The following is a 17,810-nucleotide window of genomic DNA, read 5'->3' on the forward strand; positions in this document are numbered from 1 at the left end:
TGAATGATCTTGAAAAAATTAATCTGTATCGTTGCTGTCATGCTCTTACTATCCTCTGCAAGTTATGCGCACGCAGGCACAATTGGAGATGCACCTGGTACACCAGGGAAGTGGTTTAAAGGAGAAGAGCCGGCTCAAACAGACACGTCAAAACCCCCGCTTGTTTTTGTTCATGGCATCAACAGCTCTTCCTCCACATGGTCTGATAAAAATGATATGGCAAAACAAGCTGTTCTGAATGGATACGAAAGCGCATTCATAGATTTGTATCCAGATCAGGACATGAAAACGAATGGCAAACTATTAGCAGAAAAACTAAAAGAAATCTATGATTTTTTTGGTAGAAAGCTTATTGTGATCGGTCATAGTAAAGGCGGAGTGGATACGCAGGCCGCACTTGTGTATTACAATGCCCATCCATATGTAGATAAGGTCATCACACTCGGCTCCCCTCATTATGGAACGCCGCTTGCGGATTTAGCCTATAGCAAGGGCGGGAGCTGGCTTGCGCAAATCCTTGGACAAAAAAGCGAGGCGCTCTATTCTCTGCAAACCGGTCTTATGGCGGCTTTTCGAAGTGAAACCGACCGGCTGGAGACGTTCCCCAATAAATATGTGACCTATTCTGGTTCAGAATGGGGAACTTTTGGAGGCGTGCTTTATTTAGGCGGCATGTATTTAAAGAGCTTTGGTGCAAACGATGGCGCTGTTACGGTCAGCAGCACAAGGCTCTCGTATGCAAACAATATTCTAACAGGAAAATGGGATCACTTTTCGATCAAAAACGGCACAAGCATGTTCCCCGTATTCGAGCATCAGCTGCTGGCAAGTACCACAAGTGATGATCTTGAAGAGGAAGTGAATCAAGAGCCTGTCTCTGATGAGCTGAATACAGACATTTATGTAAAAGGCGGGGAAAGCGAAAAGGAGAAAACAGAAGCGTTCTATGTAGAGGAAGGAACGAATGGCTTATCGATCCAGTGGTTAAATGAACAGAAAGAATCAAGTCTTGAAATTGTCGCCCCAAATGGAGATGTCTTAACGAACCTTACGACATCAGATGCATCATTTCCATATGAAGGCGCATATTCACACCATGTACAAATCAATAAACCCGTTCCTGGAAAATGGACGATTCGATCGAATTCAGGGAAAAAGGCACCTTATTTGCTGCTTGTGTCCTTTGACTCACCGTTAAATGAAGAGATCAAAATAGCTGCAGCGAAATCAGGAGATGCATCGACACATTCGAGCAGCCTGATTAAACGGATCAGTAAGACAGTAGAGACCGTTTATGTTCAGGATGCACAAGAGGATCATCCACTGAAAACGAGCTCTTCATCAGCCGTTCAATTGAAAAAACAAGGTGCTTATTCCGTCACGGTTCATTACACAGGTCTCACTGCGTCAGGGAATTCTGCGTTTAACCGTACTGTTATTCGCACATTGTATGTCGATCAGCATGGAACGATTCATGGAGACATTCCATATTAAACAGATCGTTTCATGGGCTGAAGCGCCTGCTGCACCTTCTCATCCAATTCAGCAATTTTTTGTAGTGCGAGTGATTCATCTATTTGTCTGTAATGATGGTGTCCGCCAGGCTCTTCATCCATTTCATCTGCTTTTTTCACTATTTGCTGGAGTGTGTCCTTATGCAGGTCGCCCTCTGGCAAATAGGAATCCGTATGAAGCAGAATGGCCAGCGCAATATCTTTGGCTGCTTTTGGTTCCTCACCGAGCCGTATCAGCAGTTTATGTGCCCGCTCTGCGCCTTTAATGGCATGAATATCATTCCGTCTATATGTCTCGTAATCCCATTCTCCGCCCGCTGTATACCATTCATAGTGGCCGATGTCATGCAAGAGTGCTGCTTTCACAGCAAGATCTGGGTTAATTCCAGCCTTCATCGCCAATTTGAATGCGTGATAAGCACAAGCTATCGCATGGGCTTTCCCTGAACGATTTAAATATTTTTGAGCGACTGGATGGGTATAAACATCCATTAACGTAACCTTTCTCATGGAAACCCCTCCTTATCTATATTTTTAGCATCCTAACATATTCCGAAAAGAAACTCAAATGTTCTGTCATATTTCCTATGAGCTTCAAGATTAGCTTATGCGATACAAGCTGTCTTTGCTTGTACAATACGAAAAAAGCAGTCGTTATGACTGCTTTTTTCCATACTCACGCGCATCGTATACACAACCGCCAGCAGGCTCATCCGCTAGAAGGTCGAGCAAAATACCGGCGACTTCATCTGGGCTCTTTAGCGTACCTGTTTCATATAATTGCTGAAACCGTTCAATTTGTTCGAAGTCCTGCTTGGAGGCTTTCCGAATCTCTCCTTGCATATCCGTATCAATCGTCCCAGGTGAAAAGGAAAATGTGGTGATAGGATGCGCTTCGTCTTGCTGTTCCTCATGTAAAGTTCTCATAAACATATCAAGCCCTGCTTTTGAGCTGCAATAGGCGCTCCAGCCTTTGTACGGATTTTTAGCCGCTCCAGAGGAAAGATGAACGATTGTTTTCTTCCCTTTAAAGGATTGTGTCTCTCTAACAAACATATGACTCAGTAAGACAGGCATCATAAGATTCAGCGTATAATGCCGATGAAGCGTATCCTGTCCTCCTTGCCCTACCCGTTTTATAGGGGTCACCATTCCTGCATTATTGACAAACAAGATGTCATCAGCTTTTTCAAGTGTTTGTGATGACAATATATCCTGAAGCCACTTGGCAGCCGCTTCCTCATCTGTGAGGTCGACCTGTGTATGTGTGAGGTGCGGATGGGATATCGGAGCCGCACTTCTTGCAGATGTGAACACGTGGTCCCCTCGTGAAAGAAGCCTTTTCACAAGTGCTAGTCCAAATCCTTTTGATCCTCCTGTAACGATTGAAATTCGAATGGTCATCTCCTCCCTTAATACTCCTATTTTACGTAGTGATTCGGCATGACATCAAGCAATCTGCATAAAGAAAAGCCTGCCCCTTTTAAAGAGGCAGGCTATTTCTTTTCCGTCTTCACATTCACCTTTGGAATGAGGATGACCATCACTATGATGCCGCATGCTATCAAGATCCCAAAAATGGTCGGAAGAAGCGCCGATCTCTGCTTTTCATGATCATCGGCAATAGGTGCTGATACAGCCGAATCACTAAAAGAGATGTTGATCTCTTTCATCATACGAGCTGGCGTTTTAGGCGGATTTTCTTTCAGATCACTGAACAGCTGCGGCGAAAGCTGGCCGCCAGAGGTTTTAGGCGGTTCAGCAAAATGAATGTCCGTTTTGATTTTTGATGTTGTTTTGCTTTGTTCGTATTTCGTTTGATCTCTCAATATACTTGAGTTAATATTGAGATCCTTTTCTTGATATTCATTCGGCTTGACATTCGTATCCGTATCTTCACCTGTAGCAGCAAAAGCAGCAGGGATGAGGAGAAAAAGGGATATGACACCAAGTGCCATCCCTTTGACGTATAGATTAAGCCTCATGAGTCACATCACGTTCCTCTGTTTGATCTTTCCATAGCCTTTTCACAAGTGGTATGACCATTAGCAAGACAGTTAAAATCAACAGCCCTGTGATGCCTATACCGAAGTTATCTCCATTTCCATATTGGATGGACAAATACACGTCGGTCACGGGATTTGTAAAGTAGAAATTCGGCATGACCAAATCAATTAACGGTGCGACAAAGAAGAAAATAAGCGCCGTTGCTGCCATCCATCCGGCAATGGAACCGAAAAGGAAGGCCGTGCGAATAAAGGCAGAGCACGCCACTAGCAGCAGAATCGTGAAGATCGACCATTGAATGGCTTGATCATCTGCAAGTTTGTAAATGTTGAGTCCAAACAGGCTGATCATGAGCCCGACTAAAAGATTCAAAATGCCAAACAGAGCACCTTTCACCAGCATTGGAGCCGCGGCATAATACGAGCTAAAAAAGCCAATCAACAAACTGCTAATCATCACAATGACCAAAATCACCACTGGCGGTACAGTCTGCGCTTTTTCTTCAGGGACGTCTCCGCTAATCTTCAGCGGGTTCGCTAAGTGGTTATACACATAGTTGCTGTCGCCTTGGTCGCTTAAAGTATTACCTAAAATACCATTTAAATCTTGCTGAACAAGTTTCGTAGAATGGACATTCTTGCTCCAGTTTTCGTTCAGTGTGTCCGCTTTTTCTTGAACCGTTGTGACACTCTCTTCAATGTTATTCGTATAATCTGCCACCCCTTTTTGGCGGTCGGTTAACGAGCTCATATTTTCAGAAAGACGAAGCACTTCCTGACCAATTGAATCCTGAGCACTCACAACAATCGAACTGCCTGCAAGGTCTGCCGTATACACCGCATCTCCTTGATCAGCCATTTGCTCAGCTACATGGTCCGCACTTTTAGAAATTGCATTTAATTCCTGTTCCATGCTTGCCTGCTGAGTCGAAATGTATGCCGCATAGCCGTCCGAAAATTTTTGCATCTCATCAATAAAAGTTGACACATCATCGTTTGACGTGAGCATTTGATTTTTGAGTGTATCCCAGTTTTCCGTTTCTTCTTTTTTGATGGAAAGGATGGACTGGATTTCATCTCCTTTTGTGTCTAGTAGAGATGAGTTGTTTGTTGATTGATATAGATTCCCAAGCATCATCTCTAGTTGAGAGAGTTGATTGGAGTATTCCATTAACTTTTTGGCGCTTGTTGTATTTGTTTTAAACTCTTGATCAAATATTTTAGTTTTAAAAGTGTTTCCAATCGGCGAGTTTACTCGTTTCAGCTCTTTCACTTTGTTTAAAATAGAGGATTCCTGATTTTTGATTTCGTTCGGAATGACACTATATCCATCTATGAGCTTTTCAAGTTTACCAATTTTATCAGAAAGATTCTTAAGCTCCTGACTCATCTGACTTACTTTGTCTTTCAGTTGGTCATTATGAGCAGCCGCTTTTTCTTGAATCTTCTTTTTCACTTCTTCTAAACGATTAGACAGTGCTTTTAAATCCTCTTTCGATTGATTCGTGCTGCCGGTATCTGACTGAGCAGGGTTTCCATCGTTGCCAGAAGCCGGCGTCTCCTGATCTGCTAATTGATCGGCGAGATCATTTATTTCTGTTGAAATTTGCGAGAGTTCATTTGTTTCTTCGTCTAAGTTAATCCCCATCTCTCCTGGGTTTTCATTATCTTGATCTGATTGCCCGTCATCCTGATCATCATCTGGCGGCTGAGGTGCGTCGATTAGCTCTTGCCTTTTTGCCTCTAGCTTATTCTGCAAGGCGATGATCTTACTTTTATAGACATCTAAGTATTGACCTTCATAATCCTTCAACAGTTCTTCCTGAGACGTCTTCACAAGGTCCTTTAATCCCGTCGATTGCTTAGGAATTGCGTCTTCCCTCGACTTCTGAACAGATTGAATTGCACTGTCAGTTGTTTTCAGCTGACTTTGCACCCCGTTGATATCTGTTTTTAGTCCGCCCATTTGATCGCTAAAGCTGCGGGCATTTTGATTTTGAATCTCCGCAAGCTGTTTGAGTCCTTGCTGGATTTGTTTTTTGCTTGTAGATTGCGCTTTGATCAGGAGATCCTTTTGTTTCTCCTGATACTGCTTATATTGGTCCACTACTTTCACAAAATCCTTTAGCTGACTCTTCGCTTCTTCTGTTGTACTTAAGCCGTCTTTATACTGTTTTTGTGAATCGGCCATCGCCTTTTTTAAGTCTTCTATTTGTTTCTTCTGCTGCTGGACGGCATCAGATAGTTTGTTTGAATTGGGCTTATAGAAGTTATACATCGTGTTTTGGAATTCGACTTCTTTGCCGACAATATTCTCAAATTCTTCTCTGACATTGCCGATTTCCTGTGATACAAAACTCCAGTATAAGGTCGACATCTGTTCGTTCATTTTCTTTTGAGCATTTTCCAGCTCTCTTTGCACTTTTTCTTTATTCACTGCATTGAGCTGATCTTGAATCGAAAATTGAATGGATGCCTTTTCAGGATGTTCTTTATCATAGCTCAGCACATTTTTAGAGAAGTCAGACGGAATATAGAGGACAGCATCGTACTTTCTATTTTTCAGTCCATTTTCCGCCGCACTGCGATTGACGACCGTCCATGTGTAATCTGGACGCTCTGATAATGCTGCCACCACATCCTGTCCGAAACGAGCAGTGTTTTCACTTTCGCTCGCTCCCATATCCTCATTGACCACTGCAATATTACGCGTAGCATTCTTCTTTTGTTTTGCCGGATCATCTCCAATGAGATGGAAAAATAAAACCGGCAAAACGAGAATCAGTATCATGGTGGACACGATTTTGATGGAGCTTTTTTGCTGCTCTGTCATTGAACACTCTTCCTTTCTACCGCACATAAAGGAACCTGGATTTTCTTCTCTTTTCCGTTTTCAACCAAATAGCCGAAGCCTGGCTGAATCTCTGGTTCTTGTCTTGCATACGGAAGCGGTATGATGTTTTGCTCTGATTTTTTCATGAGTAACATGGCATGACGAACTTGTTTGATTTCGTTTGTGAGTGCATCATAGCCCTTACTGAATTCGGTATGATTTCCTGATGCGATCAGGCTAAAGCCTAGGTGTGCATAAGACTTCATGAAATCAGCCAATTGATCTTGAAGGCGCGGATCGATTGTTTGCTGAAAACGTGTGATGCCGTCGATCACCAGCACAACTTGAGCAAATGACAGCTGATCAGTTTCTCCCCGGCGCACAGCTTCGACATACATCTCTTCTCGAACCTTGAATAAACGGTCCATTTCCTCTGCCCATTTGGAGATATCATCCTTGGTCTCAAGATAATCAATGTTCTCTTCTTTTGCATAGTAAGAAAGTCCACGATCAATTGAGTCAAAGACGGCAAGCTTTTCAGGCTTTGCCGCTAACAGCTGATCAAGCAGCAGTTTTGTTACATTTGTTTTCCCACGCTGCGTTTGCCCAATAATGAGGCAGTGTTTATTCTTTTTCAAATCAAAGTATACTGGTGCCACAGATTCCTCATCTAATCCTACTGGAATGTCATAAGGCTGTTTTTGATCATCTAAACGACTCTCAAGCTCCCAAACGGTCAGCTTATCAGGCAGCATTGGCACAGGCTTTGGTTTTTCAGCGTCTTGGAAGCGGTCATGAAGAAGCTGGATCTCTTGCTTCAGATGTTCAAACAATTCGAGATCGTTCTCTCCTTCAACTGGCAGGAACATTTGCGCAAAGTAAAGCTCTTCCTTGTTGATAATGACTCTACCTGGAATCGGCTCTAAGCTGAATTTCGGTCTGCCAATAATGGAATATGCCTCTCCTTGATCCATTAAGTAATGAACAATCTTTGTTTTCAAGTTGTTCATGAGCGATTGGCGCACTGCGTTTACACGAGTTGCTGTGATCAAGAAGTAAATGCCTAATGACTGTCCATCCCGGCTCAGCTGGATAAATTCAGATTCGAGTTCATGCATTTCGTCTTTGACAATGTCAAAGTTGTCAATCACGATAAAGATGAACGGAAGCTTTTTCTCATTCAAAGCGTTGTACATTTTGATATGACTCATTTCCTGCTGTCTGAATAAACGCTTGCGATATTCAACCTCTTCACGCAGACGCTTCATCGACTTTTGAATCTTTCTCATTTGATCCATTAAGAAATAATCCGCTGTGTGCGGCAGTTTGGCGAGCGGAAGCAACGTACCGTTACCGAAGTCATAAATATACGCATGCCATTCTTCAGGGGAATATCTCTCAGCAAAGCTCATGAGCAGTGTTGTGGCCGCAAGTGATTTGCCGTAGCCGGATGACCCGAAGATGCCAATATTCCCATCCTCCATCATTTGATACGAAAGTGGATGCTGGCTTTGCTGATCTGGCTCATCGACAAGTGCGAAATGGAAGACATGCTCTTCACTCGACGCATAACGCGTTTTCGGAATACGCTCTTCAAGCGGTGGAAGCCATGGACTTGGGAGTTTCTCAATTCCAAGCTCCTGCTGCATTCTTTCAATTTCATCCACAACAGCGGAAATTTCCGTCACTGTCTCTTTTTTCACTGCTGGCTCTGTGCTGACCCCTGATAACGGAATCAGTCCAGTGTCGGTCACAATCGCAATGTCATCTTCTGACCCGTAGCCATCCTCCATATACGGTGCACCGCTCCAAGCCGATTGGAATAATTCATAGATCTCATTGTTTCCAACTTGTAAATATCCCCGACCTGTGACGGTAATCGACGCCGCATCACTATTTTTCAAAATTTCCTTACTGTCTGACGCATCTTGTACCTTTAATGCCACCTTAAAGCGGGAGTTACTCCAAATTTGATCATCAATGACCCCGCCAGGCTTCTGTGTGGCCAAAATGAGATGGACACCGAGGCTTCGCCCGATACGTGCGGCACTGACAAGCTCTCTAATAAAGTCAGGCTCTTCACTTTTTAGTTCAGCAAACTCATCAGAGATTAAGAACAAATGAGGCATCGCCTGTTCAGCCTTTTTCTCTTTATAGAGCTTCGTATAATCATTGATGTGATTCACATGATACTGATCAAACAATCGCTGACGTTTTTTCAGTTCACTTTTAATAGAGGCAAGCGCTCTTTCACTAAAGTTCTTGCTGCCTTCAATGTTTGTGATGGTACCAAGTAAATGCGGAATATTTCGGAACGGCTGCGCCATTCCGCCTCCTTTGTAATCAATGAGCAGGAAAGCAACCTCATGTGGGTGAAAGTGTACAGCCAAAGATAAAATATACGTCTGTAAAAATTCACTTTTCCCTGATCCGGTTGTCCCAGCTAACAGACCGTGCGGACCATGTGCTTTTTCATGCAGGTTCAAATCGACAATATCGTTTTTTCCTTTATAACCGATTGGCACAGATAATGATTTTGCTGTTTCAGATGTCAGCCACTTTTCACGAATGCCAATGTCCTCTACCTGTTTGGCATGAAATAAATCAAGGAATGAGACTGTTTCTGGAATCGAGTTGGTCATTCCGACTTGATGATCTAATGTTCTTAGTGTTCTGGCAAACAGCTCATTATCCTCACGCTGATGTGTATCAAGCTGAAATGGAATCCGGACAGCCTTCTTATGCTGGATGAGGATATCTCCTTCTTCTTCGTTAATGTAACGGACAAGCGTTGAGATATTTTCAGCTAAGCTTTCCTTTGTTTCTGCCGCAAAGATAATCGAGATGCCTAAATCTGTTCGGCTGCCTTCTAAGTATTCTAAAATGACATGTTCCGCAATAAGTTCATGGTTTGTCACGATGAACACAAAGTGAGGCGTAAAGATTTTCTTCTCTTTCTCTTCCTCTAAATCACGCTCACGTAAAATTTCATAAATAGAAGATAAAAGCTGATCGCGTGTTTGTTCGTTGTAAATAAATCCTTTACCGTATGTATGAGGCAGTTGGAAGTGCGGCAGCCATTTCATCCATTCCCAATGCTCATACTCCTGTTCATTAAAGATAAAAACAAACCTCAAATCATGATAACTGTGCGAGAAAGCCAGCTGGCCAACAAGCTGATGAAGCTCATTTTTGACAATTGCCGGTTTTCCTATTAATCCGGTTGGGCCGTCCGCAAGACCGAATGTAATCGGTACATCCTTTACCTCTCGATAGACATTTTGCATGTGCTGCGTTTGCTCCATTAAGTCATCAATGTCACGATTGGCCATATCGCCGCCGCTTGTCGATAATTCATAGCTTGAGGGAACTGCACCTGTCCCAAGACGCAGCTGTAAAAAATCATCACTGACAAGGGTCTTTTCCCAAATCCGCCCACTGATTTCTGACGTCAAGTACTTCATTTGTTCGAATGATGGATAATGATACGTGAGAATAAATTGTTGACGGTCATATAACTCCTGCAGTTCTTTTCGCTTATTTTCTAAGTAAAGCGAGTAAACCCGCTGTCGTTTCTCTTCCCGTCTTTTACGCTGTGACTTCTCTTTAAAGTATTGAACAGACGATGTAATTAACGTCATAATAAACATCGCCATCGACACGACAATAAAGATTCCACGCGGCTGTATAAGGGCAACGATCCCCATGACAAGCAGCATGACAAGCGGCGGGAGGACCACAAGCCAAAGCCCTCTGCCGTTATGTTCAGTTTCCTGTGAAGGAAAGCTAAATGAAACCCGGTCATCTGGCAGATCGTAAATCAAACGCGGTGTTCGTCTGTATAAAGGGTATCTTTGTTTCGTTTCGGTACTCGGTGGTCTTGTTTTTTCTAAACGTGTTTGAAATGGTTCGAATGCTGTCACTTGCAATAAATCATCATCTTGAAATCTAACCGTCAAAAAGTTCCAGAACAGCTCGTCTCCGGCATGAACCTTCTCTGGACCGTGAATTTGTTTCCCATTCACATAAATCGTCTCATCCTCGGGCATGACATACCAAGTTCCTTCAACTTGTTCTAAAGTGAACTGTTTGGCATCTTGAAACATCGCATGAGCTTGTTCTTTCCACACATCAATCTCATCTTTCTCCTCACGTGAAAAAGACACCTCAACTCTATTTCCTAGGTAATAAATGTGCTGATCATGATGTGCCTCCATTAACACGAGAGTGAGTGTTCCAATCTGACACGGCTCATTTGGACGTAATGTTCCTTTCTTCGTTTCTCCTTGGTATATTGAAAAACCGTCATTTGATTCTTCTGGAGATAAACGAATCGTCCCTTCATCAAATGAAAGGGAAGGGATCGTTACGGTATGCTCTATTTCAGGTCCAATCACGGCTTCACGATTGAACTGCTCATCTAAACGGACGGTTTGATAATTCTCCTCATAAAAAACCCAAAGAAGACTCAAACGCTCCACCTCCTCATCGGACAGCACCAACTGTCAGTTGTATCGAAAGAATTATTTTTTCTCATCTTTTTTCGTCTGAGAGGTTTTCTTATTTGAATCAGATTCTTTCTCTTTTTTCTCCTGATCGGCTTTTGACTGCTCTTGTTCAGCTGAATCATCTGTTTGGCTCGCTTCTGAGGAGTCATTGGTGCTTGTCTCCGTTGTTTCTTCTTCATATTTCGCCATTTCTTTAATGATTGGATCTAGCTGTTTTTGTTTTTCTTCAGCAGAAAGGCTGTCATCGTTTTGAATGTCATTACGGTAGGCGACAAGTGCTGTGAATATGTATCGGTCGTCCCCGAGTACCCTTGCTATATCAAGAGCTTCCTTGCTATTGCCTTGTCCAATGTGAATCCAGAAAAGGAAGTATTGCGGATCTGTCTGCAATGTATATGTTTCCGTGATTTCTTTTTTGTGCTGATCGAGTAATAGATTGCCTTGGTTCGTCTGCACATACGAAATGGCCAGTTCATATTGAAGAGAGACTGGCATTTGATCGGCTGGGTATTTTTCGAGCGTATCCACCACTTGGCTGTACTGTTTGTTGAGATAATATTTGTTCGCTTCGACATATGCTTCTTGTTTCGGCATGGCGAAAAAGAACGTGTAAATGGTATACACCAAGGCAGGAACCAACAGGACCAGAAGACCAAGTCCAATATATCGTTCGAGCTTCCATTTCTTTTTTGGAATGGTTACCAGCGTCTTTTCTTTTGCTTCGATCGCTTTGATTTTTTGTTGAATCAAGGCGGACACTTCTTCAAGAGACTTTGTATCACTGATTTCCTTTGCCAGCTCGGATAATTTCAACGTATCATGATAAGCCAAATATTCTTGAAACTGATATTGATGGTCCACCACTCGAAGAATGACGGCTTTGACCTCTTTTAAGAGGCGATGCTCATCGGTTTCATATGGCGGGATGCTTTCTTTGACCCCGTAATGCAAAAATGCTGGCGCTAACCCTTGATGAAAAACAATGTTTTCAGGAGAAACAATAGGATGCAGCCGCTTCACATCGTGTTTGCACACTGCATCGACAAGCTGGTATGAAAAAATCCATTTGCTTTTTTCATCCTTTGCATGGATGAAACGAAATTCCTGATAGGCAGGAGGCGGTTGAATCGAAATGATGACCTCACCTTCGGTTAATTGAATGTCTTTTTTAAACGAAGGATTGATGTCTTTAATTGGCGCCGCTTCTAAACCGTCTAAGAGTTTAATTGTCTCTCTTTGAAAAATGAAGGTGTAAGTGCCTTCCTCTTTTTTCATGACTGCTTCTAATTGTTCTTCTAAATAGGAACTCTTTTTATCTGCCATTTACAAAAGTCCTTTCATAGTATTTCCAGCCTGTCTCCTGTGGTGATCCCACAGTCTGACAGCTTATATTCGCCTGAAAACACAGCTTTCTTATTAACTACACGCACCCATCCGCCTTCTCGCTTTGGCAGTGAGATTTGTTTGGCCTGCCAGGCGATATGAATGACTTGCTTAATATGTAAATAATTTGATAGTCTCAAATCAAACACACTGCCATCATAATTTTTTAAGTCGATGGTAATATCGATATACACAAATTTCCACCTCACAAAATAGAAAGAGCGCCGGCATCAACTGACAGACTCGGCGCTTTTTCTGCTTTTCACACTTAGAAAGGAAATCACTTTGATTAGCCGCGGATTTGGCTTGCGATGTCTTGGTCAGTGCTTTCAAGTGTATTTGCAGTTTGATCAAGCTGATTGCTGACATCTGTTAATAGATCAGACATTTTGATGAATGAAGGCTTTAGCTGTTCGTATTGATCAGCGAATGCTTCACTAGAAGCACCTTCCCACATTCCTTTAAGATCAGAGATCATTCTATTTAGACGATCAACTTGGTTTAACACTTCTTGACTTTCAACACCATATTGCTTAGCGGTCGCTCTTAGTTCTTCTGGGGTTACGCGAATAATTCCTGACATATTCCTCATTACCTCCCGTGCATAGCCGCCATATAATGGGCTAATCCACTTATTTTTTGACGTTATTATTATAAAAACAGAAATGATACACAGTCAAACAAATCTGTTTTTATTTTACAAAATGAGTCTATAGAATTACTGTTTTTTCGCTCTTTATCTAGTATTTAACATTTTCTTGGTCATATATCCTTAATAAACGTTGGGCAGATTCGATGAATCTTTTCGTCTATTGATTTTTTACTACGTTATTATTGTACTATTCTTTTTCATCCCCACTGACGTCCAGTGTACTCTCTTCTAGAGCTTTCTGTTTTTTAAGTTTATGGCATTTTTTTTATTGATTTACGCACCTGTTTTTCTTCATAATGTAAGTACGTGAAATATTCGAAAAAAGCAGGGGTTTTTATGACAAAAAAGACAGATCCGTTTAAGTATAGCCTTGATCGTTTAGAGGATGTGGCAGACCAAATTAGTGATGTGCTCAATTGCCCTATTACTATAGAAGATACTCATCATCGATTACTAGCCTATAGCACACACAATGATTTCACTGATCCCGCCAGAACTTCAACCATTATCTCCCGCCGTGTACCGGAAAAAGTCATTAATCGGCTTTGGAAGGACGGCATTATTCCTACACTCCTGAAAACAGATGAACCGCTTCGTGTCCCTCAAATTGCAGAGGTGGGTTTATCTAGCAGGGTCGCCATTTCGATATGGAAGGACCAAGAAGTGCTCGGATTTATTTGGGCAATTGAATCCGAGCAGCCTTTCTCAGATGAGGACATGGACCTACTCAAAATGGCAGCACATGCCGTGAAAAACAAATTACTTAATTTACAAATTCGAAAAACGAAAACAGAGGAACGCAATCAGGAGCTTTTTTGGAAGATGCTCACAGGTCATATTCATGAAAAGGATGAGATACTTGATCTCTTTTTGAGGCTCGGCATAAGATGTCCGGATACGTATGCCATTATCATCTTTCGCCTACGTGACGAGCTCACAGAGGAAACGGAAAAGAAACTCTCCTATCTGCTTGAAACAACGCAGCAAGTGCAGGTGCTCTTAACGACTGTTGATTTTCACGAATTCATTATTCTTGTCTCACCAAAAACGGAACACCCGCTTCAGGATATCAAACAATTCACAAACAGCATGCTACAACAGCTGTCTGATCGGTATCACATCCATCACGTTCAAGCGGCCATTGGTGGAATTTACGACCATATCACGCATATACAGCCATCCTATAAAGAAGCACTTGCTGTATTAAAAACAAAAGAACGCTTTCCTGTTGAAACGGAGCGTTTAAACAGTTTTTCTGAACTTGGGATTTATCAATATTTAGATGTACTTGCTGAAAAGCGAAAGGGCTCGTCTTATTCCAGTTACTCTTTATCAAAGCTGGAGGATTACGACATAAGGCACCATTCCAACCTAGTTGAGACCCTGGAACGGTTTATTGATTGTGACAGCAACGCCAATATCGCCGCAAAGCAATTAAATATTCATATCAACACACTGAATTACAGGCTGAAGCGGATTACAGACATTGCAGAAATTGATTTAAAAAACATGAATGAGAAAATGACCATTTATCTTGATATGAAGCTAAAAAACGTCCATTTGTGAAATTTCACAAAGAGGCGTTTTTTAATTTTTTCATTCAACCGAAGAATTTTCTAAACTTTCAGGATACACTAGACATACAATATCAATAGATAAGCATAGGAGGAATAAACATGATCATCGGCATTCCGAAAGAGATTAAGAACAATGAAAACCGAGTGGCATTAACACCAGGAGCAGCTTCTCAATTGCTTTCTGCTGGACACCAGATTTTGATTGAAACAAAAGCTGGTTCTGGAAGCGGATTCACTGATGACGATTATGTATCTGTTGGTGCAAAGATCCTTGATCAAGCGAAAGATGTGTGGGCATCTTCTGATATGATTATGAAGGTAAAAGAACCATTACCAGAAGAATATCCGTATTTTAGAGAAGGCCTTATCTTATTTACGTACCTGCATCTTGCGGCAGAGCCCTCCTTGGCTGAAGCATTAAAACAAAAAGGCGTGACAGCCATTGCTTATGAAACGGTAACAGATGGAAAATCACTTCCTCTATTAATGCCAATGTCTGAAGTGGCGGGCAGAATGGCCGCTCAGATTGGTGCCCAATTTTTAGAAAAGCCAAAAGGCGGGAAAGGCATTTTGCTCGCAGGCGTGCCAGGGGTATCAAGAGGTAAAGTCACCATTATAGGTGGCGGTGTTGTTGGAACAAATGCAGCGAAAATGGCCATCGGACTTGGTGCAGATGTAACACTCATTGATTTAAACGCGGAGCGATTACGTCAGCTGGACGATCAGTTTGGTCATCAAATGAAAACGTTGATGTCTAATCCTGTCAACATTGCAGATTCAGTGCGGGAGGCAGACCTTCTCATTTGTGCGGTTCTCATTCCAGGTGCCAAAGCACCGACCCTTGTAACAGAAGAAATGGTGAAACAAATGAAGCCTGGTTCTGTTATTGTCGATGTAGCCATTGACCAAGGCGGGATTGTAGAAACAGTCGATCATATCACAACACATGATCAGCCTACTTATGAAAAACACGGTATTTTACATTATGCTGTCGCCAATATGCCAGGCGCAGTTCCGAGAACATCGACTGTTGCTTTAACAAATGTCACCGTTCCTTATGCACTGCAAATTGCAAATAAAGGTGCTATAAAAGCCATTAAAGAAAACAATGCGATCGCAGCAGGCGTCAATGTGATGAACGGACATATCACCTATGAAGCCGTCGCTCGTGATCTCGGCTATGAATATGTGCCTGTCAGTAAAGTCCTTGATACATCTTCTATGACTGAAGCTTAATATCCTAGCCCGCCCTTTTCAGGAGCGGGCTTTATTGTTAACCTGAAATAAAAACAAGTTGACAAAAGACCTTCTTCCCCTTAATCTATTTGTACAGATAAGACAGGGGGAAACATCATGCAAAAGAAGACAAGAACGGCTGACTTTGTGCTAGTCGGAATGTTTGCTGCACTGATGGCTATAGGAGCCAATATTACATCAATCGTACCGTTTTTACAGGTCGGCGGTATCCCGCTCACCATGCAGCCGTTTTTTTGTGTGCTTGCTGGTCTTTTGCTAGGCAGACGTCTTGGTGCATTAGCCATGATTGTCTATGCCTTAGTTGGAATGGCTGGCGCACCTGTATTCGCACAATTCTCTGCGGGCCTTGGTGTCATTTTAGGTAAAAGCGGCGGCTTTGTGTTATCGTACATTCCTGCTGCCTGGCTTGCCGGATTCATTCTTGAAAAGAGACAACACCCTGGCTTTGGCCGCTTTTTGCTTGCAGCCATTGCTGGCACGACTGTGATGTATGTGGTCGGAACAACCTATATGTACATCGCGTTAAATGTTTGGTTACATGCACCAATCTCTTATCAAACAACGTGGTTCTTCATGATCTGGTTTATGGTCAAAGACTACGCTTTGACGATTGTCCTTGCCATGCTGGCACCTAAAATTTATCGTTCTGTTTCAAAAGCCACATCCTTTCGAAAAGAACAAACAGTCTCTTAAAGATCAAAAAAGGTTCCTTCAATAGAGGAACCTTTTCATATTATAGGATAATTGCCGCAAGCCAGCCGAACACAACAAGCGGGATATTATAGTAGATAAATGTTGGGACACATGTACCCCAAATGTGGTGATGCTGTCCATCCATATTCAGCCCAGATGTCGGTCCAAGGGTACTGTCACTTGCAGGTGACCCTGCATCTCCTACAGCCGCAGCTGAACCAATAATTGCAATGGTTGCCATTGGGCTAAACCCTAAGTGTAAACAAAGCGGAACAAAGATGGTCGTAATAATCGGAATCGTTGCAAATGATGACCCGATGCCCATTGTGACTAACAGGCCAACTAGCAGCATTAAAATGGCTGCTAAGCTTTGGTTGTTTCCGATAAATTGAGAAGATGCCTTGACGAGAGATTCAATATCTCCCGTTTTCGTTAACACGTTGGCAAATCCAGCTGCGACAAGCATGACAAAGCCGATAAATGCCATCATGTTCATTCCAGATGTAATCAGCTCGTCTGCTTCATCACGTTTCATCATACCGGTTACAAACAAGACAAGCAATCCTGCAAGTGCACCGAAAATCATTCCTTCTACTCCCAGGCTTTGAGAGAGATATAGCTGGACAATTAATGAAACAAGGATAGCAAGTACAGCATAGAGCAGACTTTTCTTCGTATACGCTGATTTTTCTACATCCGTAATGTCACGATCTTCATATACTTTTGGCTTACGATACACCAAAAGTGAAACGATCAATCCGAGAACCATGCCACCTACAGGAATCAGCATCGCATATGGAATATCTGCTAAGTTCACTGTCAAACCAGCTTCCTTCATATTGTCACGAAGCATCCCGTGGAAAATCTGACCAAAACCGACCGGAAGTAATATATATGGTGCAGTGAGTCCGAAGGTAATAACACACGCCAGCAGTCTGCGGTCGATTTGAAGCTCATTAAACACCTTTAATAATGGCGGGATTAAGACCGGAATAAAAGCAATATGAACAGGAACGACGTTTTGAGAAAAACAAGATACGATCAAAATGACCAGAATAATGAGCACTTTTGATAATGTTTTTCTTCTTGAATCGCCTTCTTTTCCTAGAAGCTTTACTGCTCCTTCGACCATGGCATCAGGAAGACCCGTTTTCGTCAGCGCCGCTGCAAATGCCCCTAAAAGAGCGTAACTAATTGCCACTGTCGCATTTCCGCCAAGTCCGTCAGTAAAGGCTTCAACTGTTCCTCCTAGACCTAATCCACCTGCAAGTCCACCCGCTAAAGCGCCAAGTGCCAGCGCAATCACGACATTGACTCGAAGCAAGCTCAATACCAACATTAAAACAACCGCTAAAACAACTGCATTCATGGTGAAACCCCCGAAATC

13 protein-coding genes are annotated in these 17,810 nt (G+C 42.5%); 4 read left to right on the plus strand and 9 right to left on the minus strand.

Features of this window, described 5'->3' with window-relative positions:
* Positions 1–3 precede the first annotated feature (3 nt).
* Positions 4–1,494, plus strand: coding sequence for an esterase/lipase family protein (locus tag BA1_RS07130; protein ID WP_232532112.1), 1,491 nt, complete (start codon positions 4–6; stop codon positions 1,492–1,494).
* Here BA1_RS07130 and BA1_RS07135 read toward each other — a convergent pair.
* The 8 genes from BA1_RS07135 to BA1_RS07170 form a co-directional block, all read right to left on the minus strand.
* Positions 1,491–2,024, minus strand: a complete 534-nt coding sequence (locus BA1_RS07135) for an HD domain-containing protein (protein ID WP_008357207.1) — start codon at positions 2,022–2,024, stop codon at positions 1,491–1,493. The genes BA1_RS07130 and BA1_RS07135 overlap by 4 nt on opposite strands.
* 144 nt (positions 2,025–2,168) lie before the next feature.
* Entirely contained in the window at positions 2,169–2,918 is a 750-nt protein-coding gene (locus BA1_RS07140) for a (S)-benzoin forming benzil reductase (protein ID WP_008357209.1), read from the minus strand.
* Positions 2,919–3,010: 92 nt separating this feature from the next.
* On the minus strand, positions 3,011–3,499 hold the full coding sequence (gene essA / locus BA1_RS07145; protein WP_034738650.1) for a type VII secretion protein EssA: 489 nt from the start codon (positions 3,497–3,499) through the stop codon (positions 3,011–3,013).
* The gene (gene esaA / locus BA1_RS07150) at positions 3,489–6,353 is read right to left on the minus strand and encodes a type VII secretion protein EsaA (protein ID WP_008357213.1); all 2,865 of its coding nucleotides are present in this window, start codon (positions 6,351–6,353) and stop codon (positions 3,489–3,491) included. The genes essA and esaA overlap by 11 nt, the downstream gene beginning before the upstream one ends.
* Complete coding sequence (gene essC, locus BA1_RS07155; protein ID WP_008357215.1) at positions 6,350–10,825, minus strand: type VII secretion protein EssC; 4,476 nt, start codon at positions 10,823–10,825, stop codon at positions 6,350–6,352. The genes esaA and essC overlap by 4 nt, the downstream gene beginning before the upstream one ends.
* Before the next feature lie 51 nt (positions 10,826–10,876).
* A complete protein-coding gene (gene essB / locus BA1_RS07160; protein WP_008357217.1) occupies positions 10,877–12,184 on the minus strand; it encodes a type VII secretion protein EssB in 1,308 nt (435 codons plus the stop codon).
* Positions 12,185–12,198: 14 nt separating this feature from the next.
* The gene (gene yukD, locus BA1_RS07165; protein ID WP_003213579.1) at positions 12,199–12,438 is read right to left on the minus strand and encodes an ESX secretion system protein YukD; all 240 of its coding nucleotides are present in this window, start codon (positions 12,436–12,438) and stop codon (positions 12,199–12,201) included.
* Between the two features lie 95 nt (positions 12,439–12,533).
* The gene (locus tag BA1_RS07170; RefSeq protein WP_003213769.1) at positions 12,534–12,827 is read right to left on the minus strand and encodes a WXG100 family type VII secretion target; all 294 of its coding nucleotides are present in this window, start codon (positions 12,825–12,827) and stop codon (positions 12,534–12,536) included.
* Between the two features lie 405 nt (positions 12,828–13,232).
* Between BA1_RS07170 and BA1_RS07175 the strand changes: the two genes are divergently transcribed.
* The 3 genes from BA1_RS07175 to BA1_RS07185 all read left to right on the plus strand — a co-directional run bounded on the left by BA1_RS07175 (position 13,233) and on the right by BA1_RS07185 (position 16,423).
* Positions 13,233–14,462 carry a PucR family transcriptional regulator gene (locus tag BA1_RS07175; RefSeq protein ID WP_008357220.1) on the plus strand — a complete coding sequence of 410 codons (1,230 nt, stop codon included), beginning with the start codon at positions 13,233–13,235 and terminating at the stop codon, positions 14,460–14,462.
* 110 nt (positions 14,463–14,572) lie between these two features.
* Positions 14,573–15,709 (plus strand): alanine dehydrogenase, encoded by a 1,137-nt coding sequence (gene ald / locus BA1_RS07180; RefSeq protein WP_008357222.1) that lies wholly within the window; start codon positions 14,573–14,575, stop codon positions 15,707–15,709.
* 117 nt (positions 15,710–15,826) lie between these two features.
* Positions 15,827–16,423 carry a biotin transporter BioY gene (locus BA1_RS07185; RefSeq protein ID WP_008357225.1) on the plus strand — a complete coding sequence of 199 codons (597 nt, stop codon included), beginning with the start codon at positions 15,827–15,829 and terminating at the stop codon, positions 16,421–16,423.
* Between the two features lie 40 nt (positions 16,424–16,463).
* Here the strand turns inward: BA1_RS07185 and BA1_RS07190 are convergent, their stop codons facing one another.
* Positions 16,464–17,792: a Na+/H+ antiporter family protein gene (locus BA1_RS07190; protein WP_008357227.1), complete on the minus strand. Its 1,329-nt coding sequence runs from the start codon at positions 17,790–17,792 to the stop codon at positions 16,464–16,466.
* Positions 17,793–17,810: the final 18 nt, after the last annotated feature.

The organism is Bacillus xiamenensis (genome assembly GCF_000300535.1).
GTDB lineage: Bacteria > Bacillota > Bacilli > Bacillales > Bacillaceae > Bacillus > Bacillus xiamenensis.

What these genes read in the sequence shown, in the direction of transcription:
- BA1_RS07130 (WP_232532112.1), top strand. Translation starts at nt 4, where the DNA reads ATGATCTTGAAAAAATTAATCTGTATCGTTGCTGTCATGCTCTTACTA.
- BA1_RS07135 (WP_008357207.1), bottom strand. Translation starts at nt 2,024, where the DNA reads ATGAGAAAGGTTACGTTAATGGATGTTTATACCCATCCAGTCGCTCAA.
- BA1_RS07140 (WP_008357209.1), bottom strand. Translation starts at nt 2,918, where the DNA reads ATGACCATTCGAATTTCAATCGTTACAGGAGGATCAAAAGGATTTGGA.
- essA (WP_034738650.1), bottom strand. Translation starts at nt 3,499, where the DNA reads ATGAGGCTTAATCTATACGTCAAAGGGATGGCACTTGGTGTCATATCC.
- esaA (WP_008357213.1), bottom strand. Translation starts at nt 6,353, where the DNA reads ATGACAGAGCAGCAAAAAAGCTCCATCAAAATCGTGTCCACCATGATA.
- essB (WP_008357217.1), bottom strand. Translation starts at nt 12,184, where the DNA reads ATGGCAGATAAAAAGAGTTCCTATTTAGAAGAACAATTAGAAGCAGTC.
- BA1_RS07170 (WP_003213769.1), bottom strand. Translation starts at nt 12,827, where the DNA reads ATGTCAGGAATTATTCGCGTAACCCCAGAAGAACTAAGAGCGACCGCT.
- BA1_RS07175 (WP_008357220.1), top strand. Translation starts at nt 13,233, where the DNA reads ATGACAAAAAAGACAGATCCGTTTAAGTATAGCCTTGATCGTTTAGAG.
- ald (WP_008357222.1), top strand. Translation starts at nt 14,573, where the DNA reads ATGATCATCGGCATTCCGAAAGAGATTAAGAACAATGAAAACCGAGTG.
- BA1_RS07185 (WP_008357225.1), top strand. Translation starts at nt 15,827, where the DNA reads ATGCAAAAGAAGACAAGAACGGCTGACTTTGTGCTAGTCGGAATGTTT.
- BA1_RS07190 (WP_008357227.1), bottom strand. Translation starts at nt 17,792, where the DNA reads ATGAATGCAGTTGTTTTAGCGGTTGTTTTAATGTTGGTATTGAGCTTG.